This is a genomic window from Dysgonomonas sp. 37-18 (assembly GCF_001899125.1).
GTDB lineage: Bacteria > Bacteroidota > Bacteroidia > Bacteroidales > Dysgonomonadaceae > Dysgonomonas.
This window is the reverse complement of record NZ_MKVC01000040.1, coordinates 73,035-89,957: the sequence shown is the minus strand read 5'-3', so window position 1 is coordinate 89,957 and position 16,923 is coordinate 73,035. Positions and strand designations below refer to the sequence as shown.

General features: G+C 38.4%; 13 protein-coding genes. 11 read left to right on the top strand and 2 right to left on the bottom strand.

Annotation, left to right across the window (positions count from 1 at the left end; translation table 11 throughout):
- Positions 1-3: 3 nt before the first annotated feature.
- Positions 4-828, bottom strand: coding sequence for a hypothetical protein (locus BGO84_RS14625; protein WP_252636476.1), 825 nt, complete (start codon positions 826-828; stop codon positions 4-6).
- Between the two features lie 33 nt (positions 829-861).
- Between BGO84_RS14625 and gldG the strand changes: the two genes are divergently transcribed.
- The 5 genes from gldG (at position 862) to dapA (ending at position 8,123) form a co-directional block, all read left to right on the top strand.
- A complete protein-coding gene (gldG, locus tag BGO84_RS14620; protein ID WP_291030285.1) occupies positions 862-3,258 on the top strand; it encodes a gliding motility-associated ABC transporter substrate-binding protein GldG in 2,397 nt (798 codons plus the stop codon).
- A gap of 119 nt (positions 3,259-3,377) precedes the next feature.
- Positions 3,378-5,375: an NAD-dependent DNA ligase LigA gene (gene ligA, locus BGO84_RS14615; RefSeq protein WP_283686498.1), complete on the top strand. Its 1,998-nt coding sequence runs from the start codon at positions 3,378-3,380 to the stop codon at positions 5,373-5,375.
- 35 nt (positions 5,376-5,410) lie between these two features.
- Complete coding sequence (gene galK, locus BGO84_RS14610) at positions 5,411-6,553, top strand: galactokinase (protein WP_135104048.1); 1,143 nt, start codon at positions 5,411-5,413, stop codon at positions 6,551-6,553.
- A 174-nt stretch (positions 6,554-6,727) separates the two neighbouring features.
- Positions 6,728-7,156, top strand: coding sequence for a hypothetical protein (locus BGO84_RS14605; protein WP_291030283.1), 429 nt, complete (start codon positions 6,728-6,730; stop codon positions 7,154-7,156).
- Between the two features lie 73 nt (positions 7,157-7,229).
- Complete coding sequence (gene dapA, locus BGO84_RS14600) at positions 7,230-8,123, top strand: 4-hydroxy-tetrahydrodipicolinate synthase (protein ID WP_252636471.1); 894 nt, start codon at positions 7,230-7,232, stop codon at positions 8,121-8,123.
- Between the two features lies 1 nt (position 8,124).
- On the opposite strand, the gene BGO84_RS14595 is transcribed toward dapA, so the two are convergent.
- Entirely contained in the window at positions 8,125-8,889 is a 765-nt protein-coding gene (locus BGO84_RS14595) for a DeoR/GlpR family DNA-binding transcription regulator (protein WP_006842690.1), read from the bottom strand.
- A 241-nt stretch (positions 8,890-9,130) separates the two neighbouring features.
- On the opposite strand from BGO84_RS14595, the gene BGO84_RS14590 reads away from it, so the two are divergent.
- From BGO84_RS14590 to glpA, 6 genes are all read left to right on the top strand, one after another.
- Positions 9,131-10,726, top strand: coding sequence for a glycerol-3-phosphate dehydrogenase/oxidase (locus BGO84_RS14590; RefSeq protein WP_291030281.1), 1,596 nt, complete (start codon positions 9,131-9,133; stop codon positions 10,724-10,726).
- Between the two features lie 45 nt (positions 10,727-10,771).
- Positions 10,772-12,262, top strand: coding sequence for a glycerol kinase GlpK (gene glpK, locus BGO84_RS14585; protein WP_291030279.1), 1,491 nt, complete (start codon positions 10,772-10,774; stop codon positions 12,260-12,262).
- Between the two features lie 45 nt (positions 12,263-12,307).
- Positions 12,308-12,976: an MIP/aquaporin family protein gene (locus tag BGO84_RS14580; RefSeq protein ID WP_291030549.1), complete on the top strand. Its 669-nt coding sequence runs from the start codon at positions 12,308-12,310 to the stop codon at positions 12,974-12,976.
- Positions 12,977-13,031: 55 nt separating this feature from the next.
- Positions 13,032-13,985 (top strand): haloacid dehalogenase-like hydrolase, encoded by a 954-nt coding sequence (locus tag BGO84_RS14575; protein WP_135104054.1) that lies wholly within the window; start codon positions 13,032-13,034, stop codon positions 13,983-13,985.
- 2 nt (positions 13,986-13,987) lie between these two features.
- Positions 13,988-15,160, top strand: a complete 1,173-nt coding sequence (locus BGO84_RS14570) for a porin (RefSeq protein WP_291030277.1) — start codon at positions 13,988-13,990, stop codon at positions 15,158-15,160.
- Positions 15,161-15,306: 146 nt separating this feature from the next.
- Positions 15,307-16,923 carry an anaerobic glycerol-3-phosphate dehydrogenase subunit A gene (glpA, locus tag BGO84_RS14565; RefSeq protein ID WP_291030276.1) on the top strand — a complete coding sequence of 539 codons (1,617 nt, stop codon included), beginning with the start codon at positions 15,307-15,309 and terminating at the stop codon, positions 16,921-16,923.

The following is a 16,923-nucleotide window of genomic DNA, read 5'->3' as shown; positions in this document are numbered from 1 at the left end:
AATTTAAAACTTTTTGTTTAGAAATATTTTTACGCTTACCGGTTTGCTACCATTTTGTATGTTTATGCTATCGATGCACATTCTATCCGGCAAATCCATTAATAAGGGGATTGTTGCGTAATCGAATGCCATCGAGTCATTTGCTGCCTTCTGTTTGTTTTCTAGTATATAGCCTATTAGTTGTATTGAGCTGTCATAAGGAAGATAATTAAGAGCCAAAGTTTTTTCCTGCACTTTTGTGAAAATACAGACAGGTGTGCTATTTCGAATTTTGGTTATAAGCTCGATGTTATTTTCGTCCGAAAAGAATGTGTTTTCCGAGTCAGAATCAATAAATATTTCAATAGGCCTGAGATGGTTGCTGATGGCAAGCATTCCTTTGTAAAAAGAGCAAACGAGAAATTTATCATCCGGCTGAGTAAAATACCATACGATTGCATCTTTATATTCTCTTTTGTAAGGAGGAAAATCCGATGCTATCTGATTTCTTATATAATCTGCTATCTCCGATTCTTTCTCTTGTTTTATTTTTGTTATTAAAATACCACTATTGTCTTTATACTTTGAAATAATCGTAGGAAAAGATAAATTTTCTCCGAGTACACCCGTTAAGCTGCGAAGCGCAGGATCATACTGGTATAGCATATCCAGATTATACTCTCTATTGATATTTATTACAGCCACTGCCTGAGGAGATATATATTCATAAATATCAACAGAGAAAGATTGTTTGTTCTTTTCAAGTTTATTATATAATCGCCATCCTCCGATAAGGACTGCAATTATCAGAACAAATAAAATAACTATCTTTATCTCTCGTTTAGCCATTGTGTAATTAAACATCAATTTATACAAAGATATATGAAAGCTTTAGTATTTAAAGAACTTAAGTCTGTTTTTTGCTCTTCTTTCGGAGCGTTCTTTTCTTTAGCTTTTCTTCTCATTATAGGAGGTTTACTGTGGTTCTTCTCAGGGAAATACAATCTGGTGGATACCGGTTACGCTGATCTGAGCGGCTTTTTCGCTTTGTCTCCCATACTACTTTTGGTATTGATTCCGGCTCTTACCATGCGCTCTTTTTCAGAAGAACGAAAGGGAAAAACTTTAGATATTCTAATGACGAGACCTGTTAGTATCTTCCATATCTATCTGAGTAAATACCTGGCTGCAGTTATCTTCGTATTTATTACCTTACTGTCTACATATATTTATGTTTACTCTTTATCGCAACTAGCCAATCCGGTAGGAAACATTGACCTTAATGCTATCTTTGCCTCGTATTTTTCTTTGCTATTATTGGTTATGGTTTTTGTATCTATCGGTCTATTTGGGTCGGCTTTGTCTAAGAATCAGGTTGTAGCACTTATCACTTCAGTAATTTTAAGTGTTTTTGTTTACTATGGCTTCGATTTGCTCTCCGGCTTATTTCTTACCGGAAAAACACAGGCTGCCGTGTCATCTCTGGGACTGCTTCATCATTACGAATTGATGCAAAAGGGGGTTATACGATTTAAGGACTTGCTTGTTGTTGTTAATTATTTGGTTTTGTTTGTAATTCTTGCTCTTGTAGTATTAAGTGGGAGCAAATTAAGAGTTTTAGTCAGGGGGGGAGTTTTGTTTGTTATACTTAATGTTGGATTGTACTTTATACCTAATTATAGAATTGATTTTACATCCGATAAGCGTTATACACTAAGTGATTATACAATAAACCTCTTGAAGGGTACGAAGAATGAGATTCCTCTTAATATAAATATATATTTGAGTGGAGATCTCAACTATGGATTCCAGCGTTTGCAGGATGCAACCGTTAATCTATTAAATGATTATAACCGATATGTGAATAGTAATCTCGAAATAAGACAAACGAATATATATCAGTCCGAAAGCTCTGCCTCCGAGATATATGAGGCGATGGCACAAAGAGGTATGCCTGGTATTATTCTTAACGAGATCGATAGGGAAGGGAAAGCCAGCAAAAAAATAATATATCCATGCGCCCAGATATCAAATGGAAAAGATACTCTGGTTGTTCCTTTGCTCAAAAATATTGCAGGGTACACAGCGGAAGAAAACATAAATGCATCTATCGAAGGTCTGGAGTTTGAATTTACAGACGCTATTCGCTTACTAAATCAGGAAGCATCTAAGTCTATTGCCTTTATTGAAGGTCATAATGAGATTTCACGTACGTATGTATATGATGCCGAGGAAGTATTATCTAAATACTACACAGTGAATAGGGGGCAGATTGGTAACGAAATTAATATATTGGACAACTTTGATGCCGTGATTATTGCCGGGCCTTTATCAAAATATAGCGAAACGGATAAGTATATCCTCGATCAGTATATAATGTCGGGAGGTAAGGTCTTATGGCTTATCGATGGAGCTTTTTACTCTCATCAGGATCTCGCTCAATTAGGACATTCTGCAAGTATGAAAAATGATGTCAATCTCGATGATATGCTTTTTTCATACGGTGTACGCATAAATTCAAACCTTATTCAGGATAGCCAGTGTGTTTCTACATACTTAATGAGTGATGGCGGAAGTCAGTCAGCTTCGGTTGTGCCCAGTTATTTTCAGCCACTGTTGATCCCGTCCCAGGATTTTCCCATTACAAAGAATATAAGGGACGTAAAAGCCGGGTTTGCCAGTTCTATCGATATTGTAAACAATTCTACTAATGTGACAAAGCATATATTATTGACTACTTCAGCTAACACGCATTTAGTAAAAGTGCCTGATGCGATTGATTTTGATATTGCAAAAATACAAAATAATAAAGACTATTTCGATCTGCAATTTGTCCCTGTGGCGGTAAGTCTCGAAGGTGTATTTACTTCTGTGTTCCAAAATAGGATGATGCCTGATAGCATTAAAGCTGATAGTTATAAAACTAAGAATATAAGTGAAAGAACAAAAATGATCGTTGTTTCATCTTCCGATATCATAACAAATGAGATTCAGGGGCATGGACAAAGCTCACAGGTATTACCTATGGGTTATGATAGAGTTTCGCAACAGCAGTTCGGTAATCGTGATTTTATTGTGAATGCCGTAAATTGGCTGACAGGAGATGATGGACTGATGCAGTTGAGGACAAAGCAACAAAAGCTATATATCCTGAACAAAAAAGAGGCTTATAAGAAAAGAAATCAATATGCTATACTAAATATTGCTTTTCCTGTGTTTTTTATTGCTTTGGTCATGGGTTCGATTTCTCTGTATAGAAAAAGAAAATATGAGAAGTAACTTGATATTCCGTTAGCTGAAGATAAGTCAATGTGTAAATAGATTTCTGAAAAATATCTAATTTTGCACATTTTCAACCTATTTCTTTTTATATTTGTATTTACGATTTTAACGAAATAATGGATCATATAAAGCACCAAATTGATACTCTTCGGGAAGAGTTGAACAAACATAATTACGACTATTACGTACTTTCAGCACCAACTATTTCAGATTTTGAATTTGATAAGAAATTAAAAGAATTGACCGATTTGGAAACTCAATATCCTGAGTATTTCGATCCTAATTCTCCGAGTCAACGTGTTGGCAGCGATATTAATAAATCATTCAAACAAGTCCCTCATAAATATCCCATGTTATCGTTGGGAAATACATATACAGAGGCAGAAATTACAGATTTTTACAATCGGGTAAAGAAAGGGTTGAATGATGATTTCGAAATTGTATGTGAATTAAAGTACGATGGAACATCTATTTCTCTTACATATATCAACGGTCAGTTAACTCAGGCCGTTACACGTGGCGATGGTGTGCAGGGTGATGATGTGACAGCTAATGTGCGTACTATTCGTAGTATTCCTTTGCGATTGCATGGAACAGATTATCCTGCCGAGTTTGAAATCAGAGGAGAGATTCTGATGCCGTGGTCTGTGTTTGATCAAATAAATAAGGAAAGAGCCGAACAGGAAGAAGCCCTTTTTGCTAATCCGCGTAATGCCGGATCAGGAACACTTAAGCAGCAAGACCCTAAAATAGTGGCTTCACGTAAGCTTGACTCTTATCTCTACTATTTGTTAGGAGAAGAATTGCCTACTGACGGACATTACGAAAATCTGATGAAAGCGAAGGAATGGGGCTTTAAAATTTCGGATGCAACCAAGAAGTGTAAGACTTTAGACGAAATATTCGCATATATACACTATTGGGATAAGGAGCGTAAAAACCTGCCTGTAGCTACAGATGGAATAGTCCTTAAAGTAAATTCGCTGACACAGCAAAAGAATCTAGGCTTTACCTCTAAGTTTCCTCGTTGGGCTATTGCCTTCAAGTTTCAGGCAGAGCAGGCTGTTACAACGCTAGAGTCTGTCTCATATCAGGTGGGGCGAACAGGAGCTGTTACACCTGTGGCCAACCTTAGACCGGTAAAGCTGTCAGGAACTACCGTTAAGCGAGCGTCACTTTATAACGAAGATTATATTAACTCTCTTGATTTACATATCAATGATCAGGTTTATGTAGAAAAAGGAGGAGAAATAATACCTAAGATCACCGGGGTAGATGTTGCCCAAAGAAATATATTTGATGCTAAAGTCGAGTTTATAAAAGATTGTCCCGAATGTGGTACACCTCTTGTCAAAGATGAAGGAGAGGCTATATATTATTGCCCCAACGACGTGTCATGCCCACCTCAGATAAAAGGGCGTATCGAACACTTTCTGACCCGAAAAGCGATGAATATTGCCGGAGGAACAGAGACTGTAGAACATCTCTACAATGCCGGATATATTCGAAATATTGCAGACCTATATACACTAAAGTGGCAGGATGTCTCTCGTCTTGAGCGTTGGGCTGAGAAGAGTGCCAAGAATCTAATAGATAGCATTCATGCATCGGTATCCGTACCTTACGAAAGAGTGCTTTTTGCTTTGGGTATCCGTTATGTCGGCGAAACCGTAGCGAAAAAACTAGCATTGGCTTTTCCTGATATCGACTTGTTACAAGCCGCTACAATAGAAGACTTGACACAGGTTGATGAAATTGGTGATCGGATAGCTCAAAGCATCGTTAAATATTTTAGTAATCCTAACAATCTTGAAGTCATAAATAAACTTCGTACATTTGGATTGCAATTTGAGCTTAGTGAATCTATTATTGCCCAGAGAACAGAAAAACTGAAAGACTTGTCAATCGTAATTAGCGGGACTTTCGAAAAATATTCCCGCGATGAATACAAGAGTATGATAGAACAGAATGGAGGTAAGAACAGCGGTTCTATATCTTCAAAAACTAATTATGTCTTAGCCGGTGACAATATGGGGCCTGCTAAACTCGAGAAAGCGAAAAGTCTGGGTATTCCTATTATTAATGAAGATGATTTTCTCAAAATGTTGGAATAATTTTTTGTATAAACCCTAAATAATTAAAATCGACCATGGAGCTAAATTTATTAAAAGAAAAATTTAAATCGCTATTCGGAACTGAAGGTACAATGTATACATCGCCGGGGCGTATCAACCTTATTGGTGAACATACAGACTACAATGGCGGATTTGTGTTGCCGGGAGCAATCGACAAAGCCATGTATTGTGTGATCAAGCCCAATGGAACGCCCGACCGTATTAAAGCATACGCTATGGACTTGTCTGAAATGGATGAGTTCGGACTAGATGATATTCCGATCAAACAATGGGGGAAATATATCTTCGGCGTATGTCACGAAATAATGAAGCTAGGAAAACAAGTTCAAGGTTTTGACTGCGTGTTTGCCGGTGATGTGCCTCTCGGAGCAGGAATGTCTTCGTCAGCAGCTTTGGAAAGTTGTTTCGGGTTTGCGATCAATGATATGTATAATCTTGGCTTAGACCGTTTTCAACTAGCCAAAATAGGGCAAGCTACAGAGCACAATTATGTAGGAGTCAAATGTGGTATTATGGATCAGTTCGCGTCTTGTTTTGGTAAGGCCGGATCATTAATTCGCCTAGATTGTCGCTCTCTTGAATATAAATATATTCCGTTCAATCCGGAAGGATACCGTTTGGTGTTGTTAAATACTTGCGTAGAACATGAGTTGGCTTCCTCTGCTTATAACAAACGTCGCGAATCGTGCGAAAATGCGGCATCATACATTCGTAAGTATCATCCTGAAGTGCAGTTATTGCGTGATGCTACAATCGACATGTTGAAAGAAGTGGCTAACGAAGTTAGTGCCGAAGATTACATGCGTGCCGAATTCGTTATCGAAGAAATTCAACGTATGAGCGAAGCGTGTGATGCTTTGGAAAGAGGTGATTACGAAACCGTTGGTAAGAAAATGTACGAAACGCATATCGGGCTTAGCCGTAAGTATGAAGTTAGCTGCGAAGAACTTGACTTCCTAAATGATATCGCACGTCAGTGTGGCGTAACCGGATCTCGTGTGATGGGAGGTGGCTTTGGTGGTTGCACTATCAATCTTGTGAAAAATGAGCTTCATGATGATTTCATCAAACGTGCTACCGAAAGCTATGAGCAAAAGTTCAGAATCAAGCCGAAGGTATACGATGTGGTGATCAGTGATGGTGCCAGAAAATTATAAAAAGTAATAGAAGCAGAATTTATTTTTCCCGGTTGAAAACGAAATATACGACTGCTGGTTTATTATGATATCTAACACAACAAAATTATTATGTTTGATTTTTTAGTAAAATGGAAAATAAATTCTGCTTTCCGAGATAATAAAAGAAAACATGCTTTCCGAAATTTAGAGAGCATGAAAAGTGTACTTATTCTGTTCTCATATAACGATTGGTCGGCTATAGATGCTATATCAAAAGATTTAGCAGCAAATGGTAAAAAAGTTGTCTTGTGGACGTATCAATCTACAAAGAAGGCTCCGGGGAATACAATATTTCCGGCGAATGTGAGAATTATTCATCCTCAGGAAATGTCTTTCCTTCAGATACTTGCTCCATCCGTCTTGAATGAATTCAAGGTATTGGAATATGATACGCTTATTGACTTGACTACTACCGAAAGTAAGGTTTATGAATATCTGTTGGCCCATAATTCTTCTGAATTTAGTATCGGTATTACAAAGCCGGATCAGCCTTACTATGACTTTCTGGTGCTCAAAACTGATGAAATGAATCTACAGGAAACTTATCAGCAAATAAAAAATTACCTGAGCAAAGTGCTATAGGGTGTAAATTAATTCTTAATTTTGCACAAACTGAAAAGAGATATACACTTTTCTAAAGATAAAGATTGACTTTATGTCCAGGATAAATCTGAGAGGAATGGGAGTTGCTTTAATTACTCCTTTTAAAGAAGATGAGAGTGTCGATTATGATGCCCTGCTTCGGCTTGTTGATTATCAGTTGCAAAATGGAACTGATTATCTGGTTGTACTTGGTACAACAGCAGAAACCCCAACATTGACCGAAGGAGAAAAAAAACAGATTGTCGAATTGGTGGTAAATAAAGTCAACGGTCAAATTCCTGTTATTATAGGAGAAGGTGGAAATAATACACGTGCCATTGTCGATAAGTTAAAGAAAAATGATTATGCCGGCATAGATGGTATCCTTTCGGTAGTTCCTTACTATAACAAACCATCGCAGGAAGGTATATATCAGCATTATAAAGCTATCTCGGAAGCATCTTCCCTGCCTATTATAGCTTATAATGTTCCGGGACGGACAGGGGTTAATATGACGGCTGATACAACATTGCGTATTGCTAATGAGTTCAGAAATATTGTTGCGGTAAAAGAAGCCTCCGGAAATATGACTCAGATGGATGATATCATAAAGCGTAAGCCCGAACATTTTGATGTGATATCAGGTGATGATGGGGTTACTTTTCCTTTGATAACCCTCGGCGCTGTTGGTGTCATATCAGTGATTGGCAATGCATTCCCTCGCGAATTTAGTCGTATGACTCGTTTGGCACTTGAAGGTGATTATGCCAGTGCTTTGACTATACATCATAGTTTCAACGAGCTATTCAACCTTCTTTTCGTGGATGGAAATCCTGCAGGAGTAAAATGTATGCTCAATATGATGGGTTATATTCAAAATAAACTTCGTCTGCCTTTAGTTCCTACACGTATAACTACCTATGAGCAAATAAGAAACGTATTGCTCGAACTCAATATTAAATGTTAGTTTAGACAAGGGTTACTTCTATTTCTCTTTCTCTCATCATCTCAATTATATGGGCCGGTGCGTTTTTGTCTGTAATGATGTGATGTATTTTATTTAAATCACATATTTTACAAAACCCTCTTCTTCCAAATTTTGACGAGTCTGTAAGTACAATAATTTTTTGTGCGGCATCTATCATTTGCTGATTGATTCTAGCTTCGCTCATGTCGCTGGTTGTCAGTCCGTAATCGAGATCAATTCCGTCTACCCCCAAGAATAGCTTGTTGCAGGAGAGGCTTTCCAGTATGTTTTCAGCATAGTGTCCAATCACTGATACCGAGTTTTTTCTCATAATGCCTCCCAATTGAATGATCTCAATATTCGGGTTGTAGCATAAGCTTAATGAAACTTTTACCGAAGATGTGATTACAGTAATACCTTCGCTGGCATTTATTTCGTTTGCGAAAGCGAGTAGGGTTGTTCCCGATGCTATTATAATTTTATCGTTTGGCTCCAATAATTTACTTGCTGCTTTTGCTATCGATGATTTTTCATCCATATTCAGCTTTTCTTTCACATCTATATGTTTGTCTGATATAATTGAACTGAGACTACTGGCACTTCCATGATTACGATATAACATTTTTTTGCTTTCGAGAAACTTTAAATCTTTTCGTATCGTAACTTCCGAAACTCCCAGTTTTTCGCTTAAGTCCAGAACTTTTACATATCCGTCTTCTTTAAGTTGCTCCAGTATATATTTATGTCGCTTAGCTATATTTCCCATATTATTTGCTAATTAGTTGTTAGATCTTGCTGCAAAGGTATAAATATTTCTATTGTTTATGTAATATGCCTTGCATCTTTATTGTTAAGTTTTTTATTTTGTTATATGTATTTCATTTCGTAATTGTATGTTTTTATTTCGAATTAACTATAAATAACTCCGAATTATAATAAAAAAGTTTCGAATTTATTTGTTTATTTCAAACTCTTAATTAATTTTGTGTGTATATAGATGTGATACAATGAAACGAGATGATTATATAAAACAAATAGCAGATAAATCTCTAATATGGGATTTTGTTGTTGTCGGAGGCGGAGCAACCGGGCTTGGTGCTGCAGTTGATGCTGCTTCACGAGGGTTCAAGGTTGTGCTGTTGGAGCAGGCTGATTTTACAAAAGCCACTTCCAGCCGCAGTACAAAACTTGTGCATGGTGGTGTGCGTTATTTGGCACAAGGAGATGTGAGTTTGGTTGTTGAGGCTCTTCGCGAAAGAGGTCTGATGAAAAAGAATGCTCCACATCTTGTGAAAGATCAGCGTTTTATCATCGGAAATTATAAATGGTGGGAAAAGCCATTTTATACAATTGGTCTTACCATTTATGATCTGTTGGCTGGGAAGAGAGGTTTGGGGCGTTCTTTGCCAATGACAAAGAAGGCTGTAGAATGTGAGATACCTCAAATAAATAAGACTCGACTAAGAGGAGGTGTTGTTTATCATGATGGTCAGTTTGATGACTCTCGTATGGGGATCAACTTGATGCAGACTGCAACTGAACAAGGTGCAGTTGTTATTAATTATGCTAAAGTGACCAATTTGATAAAGGATGATTCTGGCAAAATATCAGGAGTAAATGTTTATGATGAAATAGGTAAGCAGCCATATTCGCTAAAAGCAAAAGTTGTGGTGAATGCTACCGGAATATTTGTGGATGGCTTAATGAAGATGGATGCTCCGGAAAAAGACAATATAGTTCGTCCGAGTCAGGGTGTCCATCTTGTTGTAGATAAATCATTTTTAGGAGGAGATACAGCAATAATGATCCCAAAAACGAGTGATGGACGTGTTCTGTTTGGTGTGCCATGGCACGATAAGGTTGTTTTAGGTACAACAGACACTCCATTAAAAGAGTTTGTTCTTGAACCTCAGGCATTGGAAGAGGAGATAGAGTTTATTCTGAGAACTGCCGGAGAATATTTAGCGAAGAAGCCAACACGGGACGATGTCCTTTCTGTCTTTGCTGGTTTGAGACCTTTGGCTGCGCCTAAAAAGGAATCTGACGGTAAGAAAACAAAAGAAATATCAAGAAGCCACAAAATTGTAATATCAGATAGTGGACTCATTACTATTACAGGTGGTAAGTGGACTACCTATAGAGATATGGCTCAGGATGTTGTTGATAAAGGTATTACTATAGGGGGATTGCCTCGCAAAGAGTGTGTTACCAAAGATCTGCGAATACATGGATACAAGGAAAAGGTAGACAGATCCAACTTTAACTATGTTTACGGAAGTGATATTGATAAGATCGTTAAGCTTCAGAACCAATCTCTGAAATTTGCCGAAAAATTACATCCCGATTATGATTATACGGTGGCTGAGGTTCTGTGGGCTGTTCGAGAAGAAATGGCTTTGACTGTAGAAGATGTACTTGCAAGACGTTTTAGAATTTTGTTTTTAGATGCACGTGCAGCAATTGATATGGCTCCACAAGTTGCATCGATTATGGCTATAGAGATGGACAAAGATAAGGAGTGGGAGGCGATACAAGTTCGTGAATTTGTGGAACTGGCTCAGCATTATTTATTAGTAGACTATAAGCCGAATTATATACCTTAGCATATGGAATGATAGCAGAAAAACTAATCATATAACTAATATACCATGGAACAGAAATACATTTTATCATTTGATGCCGGTACTACCAGCTCAAGGGCTATCGTCTTCAATCGCAAGGGGGAGATATGCTCTGTAGCCCAGAAGGAGTTTCCGCAAATTTTTCCACAGAGTGGTTGGGTAGAACATGACCCTCTCGAAATATGGGCTTCGCAAGCTGCCGTAGCTGCTGAAGCTATTACAAAAATTGGAATCAATGGTACGAATATCGCAGGAATCGGAATTACCAATCAGCGCGAAACTACCATTGTCTGGGATCGTGAAACAGGAGAGCCCGTATACAATGCTATTGTATGGCAAGACCGAAGAACATCCGAGTATTGCGATGCTCTGAAAAATGAAGGGCTACTTCCTGTTATCAAAGAAAAAACAGGCCTGATTGTTGATGCATACTTCAGTGCTACAAAAGTAAAATGGATACTGGATAATGTTCAGGGGGCGAGAGAAAAATCAGAAAAAGGAAAATTGGTGTTCGGTACGGTTGATACTTGGATTGTATGGCAATTAACAAGGGGTTCGGTACATGTAACTGATGTTTCGAATGCTTCACGTACAATGTTGTTCAATATTCATACTTTGCAATGGGATAATGATCTTCTCGAGTTGTTTAACATACCGGTGAGCATGATGCCTAAGGTATGTGCTTCCAGTGAGGTGTATGGACATACGAGAACTACAATTTTTGCTTCCAAAGTTCCTATTTCGGGTATTGCCGGCGATCAGCAAGCCGCACTATTTGGGCAAATGTGCCTTGAACAAGGAATGGTGAAGAATACATACGGAACAGGATGTTTCATCTTGATGAATACAGGGGATAAACCCGTTGTTTCAAAAAATAATTTAATATCTACGATAGCATGGCAGTTGGATGGAAAAACAACTTATGCTCTCGAAGGAAGTATTTTCGTTGGTGGAGCAATAGTACAATGGCTCAGGGATGGCCTTAAAATTATAAACTCTTCTTCCGAAATAGAGGAATTGGCTACACAGGTTAAAGACAATGGAGATGTATATTTCGTGCCTTCTTTAACTGGCTTGGGGGCTCCTTATTGGGATCAATATGCACGGGGTACAATTGTTGGAATATCGCGAGGAACTACTTCTGCACATATTGCTCGTGCTGCACTTGAAGGTATTGCTTATCAGACTATGGATGTAATCAATGCAATGATCTTGGATGCAGGCGTAGGGCTTAAAGAGCTCAGAGTAGATGGTGGCGCTGCTAAGAATAATTTACTGATGCAATTTCAGGCTAATGTGCTTGGGCAAACAGTGATTCGTCCTCAAACTACCGAAACCACCGCTCTGGGGGCTGCTTACCTTGCCGGGCTTGCTGTTGGCTATTGGGAGAATGTAGGGGAGATAAAGAAACAATGGCATATTGATACTAAATTCGAGCCTGATCTTAAAATTGATATGCATTTGGCTAAGAAAAAATGGTCTGAAGCTGTTTACCGTGCCCAATCGTGGGTGAGATAATATTCTAATCTATATACCATGGGACAAGATATTTGATTCGAATTTATAGGCACAGCTATACTCATTTTATTGGGTGCAGGTGTTTGTGCAAATGTTAATCTCAAGAAGACATTGGGTAATAGTTCCGGTTGGGTTGTGATTTCTTTCGGTTGGGGCTTGGCTGTTTTTGTTGCTGCTTTTATTTCTGCTCCATATTCGGGGGCCCATCTTAATCCGGCTCTTACTATAGGCTTGGCAATTGCAGGCAGTTTCAAAGGGAGTGTAATCGGGTATATAGTAGCGCAGATGTTGGGTGCTATACTTGGTGCATCTTTAGTTTTTCTGATGTATAAGCCTCATTTCGATGCTGAAGAAAATCCAAATGCTAAAAAAGCGGTATTCTGTACGGGTCCTGCAATAAAGGCTTATACTTATAATTTTATCAGTGAAGTAATCGGAACATTCGTCCTCATGTTTGGGGTGTTGATGGTCGGCGGTGCACAAATAGATGGACCGCTTCCGGTATCGTTGGTTATAGTATCTATAGGTATGTCATTAGGGGGAACTACGGGATATGCTATTAATCCGGCACGTGACCTTGGGCCACGTATCGCACATGCAATACTACCTATAAAAAATAAAAGAGATAGCGACTGGGGCTACTCTTGGATACCTGTTCTCGGGCCGATAGTTGGTGCTGCTCTAGCTTCGGGACTATATTTATTAATCAAGTAGAAACTATGTCTAATACCAAAATCTAGTTGTTAAAACCTTTTTAAATTACTAAGTTATGAAAAAGATTAATTTTATGCGTAAGGCATTATGTCTTGCGGTAGTGATGATTTTGACTTCTTCGTTCGCTTTAACGGCTCAAACATACCGTTATATAAAAGGCTGGCCGAAAGAAGCTAACGATCGTATTGAGAGCTTTTTGAACTCTACGATTCCTATGAAAGAACGCAAAGTAGCCATATTTGACTGCGATGGTACACTGTTTGGTCAGGTCCCTTATTATCTGGCGGACGAAGCTCTTTTCGGTTTTGCACAAAAAACTTATGGAAACAGAACAGACAAAGAAGCAAAAGAAAAAATGGCAATTGTAGATGATATGCTTCATGGAAAAGATAACGTGGGAATCGCTTATGTGCAAAAGCGTGTGAGATTTTTTGCTGGATTATCTCCAGACGAAATATCTACAATAGGGAATGATTGCTATCACGAAAAATTTCAAGGAAAGTTCTATCCTGAGATGAAAGAGTTCTTGGCAAATCTACAAGAGTATGGAATCGAAATATGGGTATTGACTGCATCTCCCGAGTTTTTATATCAACGCTTTGTTCACGAACAGCTAGGTATTCCTGTAGACCGTATTATCGGAGTGAAATCTGCTGTAAGAAATGGAAAGACAACAGACGAATTAGTATTGCCAACACCTCAGGATTGGGGTAAAGCTGAAACTATTCACACGTTTATAAAAGCTCGTCCGATTATCGTTGGTGGTAATAGCCGTGGTGATATGGAAATGATGGATGAGTCCGTAGGATTGAAGTTAATGGTTAACCCTGATAATGTGAAGATAGAAAAAGAACATGCCGGAAATATGGAAGGTATGACAGTAAAACAATATTGGGATAAAGATCCTAATTGTGTTATTGTTTATTGTAACGATGTTCCCGAAGGAAACTATAAATATACTACTCAGGAATGGGGCGTGAAAGTTAATAAAACCAATAAGAAACAATAGCCATGTCTAGTTGTAGATTAACTATATTGGCTGCTCTTTCTCTGTTTGCATTCTCTTCGTTGTTTGCCCAATCTGTGGATGTGAAAATCGCAGACGAGACCGTGAAAATAACTCCAATGGGTCGTTTTTATTTTGACGGAGCAACTTATATAGAAGACGGAACAGACCTAAGTAATGGGGTAGCTATGTCAGATGTCCGGTTAGGACTGAAAGCGAAATATAAAAGTTTCGATATGAAAGTTGATCTCGGATTTGCCGGAGGGAAAGTAGGTTATAAGGATATTTTCTTGCAGTATAATCTGAATAAAACATCTTATGTTAGAGGTGGACATTTTGCCGAACCATTTGGTATCGATCATATGGAGAGTTCTGCTAACATCAAGTTTATTACAGCCAATGCTACATCGTTTGCTTTCTCTCCGGGAAGAAAACTGGGAGTTGAGTATATCGGTTGGAATAAATATGCATGGGTAGGCATAGGAGCATTTGCAGATGGAGATTCTATGACTAATTCCATTGAAGGAGATGATGGATATTCGGCAACAGGTCGTGTTGTCTTTAATCCGTTGCAGCAAGATGGTAAAATATTCCATATCGGCTTAGCCGGTTCTTACCGTAAGGCTGATGCTAATGGATTTGATGCTAACGGTATACAGAAGCCCAAAGTAATCAGCTATGGAAGTTCGTTGATCACAAATGTAGAAAAGCGTAAATTTATTCAGGCGAGTATATCAAATGCCGATTATCAGGCTAAATATGCTGTGGAACTCATTGGAGCATATGGCCCTTTGTATCTTCAAGCTGAATATTTTCATAGTAATGTGGAAAGGAAAGATGATCTGCCTGCATATAAAGCCAGTGGAGCTTATGCTCAAATCGGTTTCTTGGCTATTGGTGGCAATTATACTTATTCATCTTCTTGGGCGAGGATGGGTACTCCAAAACCGAAGTCTTTAGAGTTTGCATTGAGGTATAACTATACCGATCTTGATAATAAAAACTCAGGGGTAAAAGGAGGTAGAATGAGTGATTGGACGTTTGCCGCAAATTATTATTTAAATAAATATATAATGTTAAGATTAGACTATTCTAATGTTTCTTTAGGTAATACAAACCCTTTAGCTGCAGGAGAAACTATTAATGCTATTCAAGGCAGGCTTCAAGTTGTCTTTTAATTATATATAGTTTTATATATCAACATCGTAATAAGAGGGTAGATTTAATTTCTATCCTCTTATTTTATTTATAAAATGTTTCGATATATTTCTTTTGTATTTCGAATAGTTTCGTATATTTGTGAATCATCATAAAAGTTATTCTTATGAAATATTCTTCAGATGTTTTTGATGTTATAGTCATCGGTGGCGGAATTACCGGAGCGGGTGTTGCTAGAGATTGCTCCCGTAGGGGATTGAATGCTGTTTTGCTCGAGCGTTACGATATATCTACAGGTGCTACAGGACGTAATCATGGATTGTTGCATAGTGGTGCGCGTTATGCTGTAACAGATAGAGAGTCTGCTGAAGAATGCATCAAAGAAAATATAATATTGAAACGAATAGCCAGCCATTGTATCGAAGAAACCAATGGTTTGTTTCTAACACTTCCGGAAGATGATATAAACTATCAGGCAAAATTTGTAGAGGCTTGTAACATTGCAGGGATAAGAGCTGATATAATAGATCCAAAAGAAGCACTCTTACTCGAGCTCTCTGCCAATCCGTCGATAGTAGGAGCTGTAAAAGTTCCGGATGGATCAGTAGATCCGTTTCGTCTGACGGCATCCAACATGATAGATGCAAGAGATCATGGAGCAAAGATATTGACATACCATGAAGTAATAGGGATGTTGAGAGAACAGGATCGCATAATTGGAGTAGAGGTATTTGATCATAAAGAGAAAGAAACAAAAAAGATATACGGTTCGATTGTTGTCAATGCCGGAGGAATTTGGGGACAGCATATTTCTATATTTGCAGGTGTTACAGTGAAAATGTTACCCGCCAAAGGTTCTCTATTGATTTTTGGTCACCGTGTTAATAATGTGGTGCTTAATCGATGCCGAAAACCTGCCGATTCGGATATCTTGGTTCCGGGAGATACTATTTCTCTGATCGGTACAACTTCGATGAATATTCCATACGATGAAATTGATAACATGACAGTGACTCCCCAAGAAGTTGATATTCTGATAAGGGAAGGAGAAAAGCTTGCCCCACGATTGGCGCAAACTCGCATCTTGAGAGCTTATGCCGGAGTCAGACCGTTAGTTGCATCCGATAATGATCCTACGGGACGAAATGTTAGTCGTGGTATCGTACTGCTAGACCATGCCGAACGTGATGGGCTGCAAGGTTATATAACGATAACGGGAGGTAAGCTGATGACTTATCGTTTGATGGCAGAATGGGCAACAGACCTTGTGTGTAAGAAGTTGAATGTTTCGTCGCCATGCACTACGGCCGAAGAGAGATTGCCGGGATCTCGAGAAAATATAGAAGAAATAAATAAAAAAATAGTTTCGTTACCCGCTACGCAACGAAAAGCTGCAATATATCGCCATGGAGACTTAGCTGAAAAGCTCATAGACAATACACAATTAGATAATAGTCTGGTTTGTGAGTGTGAGGGCGTATCGGTAGGTGAAGTAAAATATGCTTTGGATGAATTGAATGTGAAAAGTCTTGTCGATCTAAGACGAAGAACACGTATTGGAATGGGGACTTGCCAAGGTGAGCTTTGTGCTTGTCGGGCATCCGGTGTAATGCGAAGTACTGAACGGTTTTGTACCAAGAGAGCAAAAGATGATTTGTCATCTTTCTTGACTGAACGTTGGAAGGGTATCTATCCTATATCATGGGGTGATACTTTGCGTGAAAGCGAATATACTGCTTGGGTTTATCAGGGTGTGTGCGGGTTAGATTCAGTTGAAAAATAA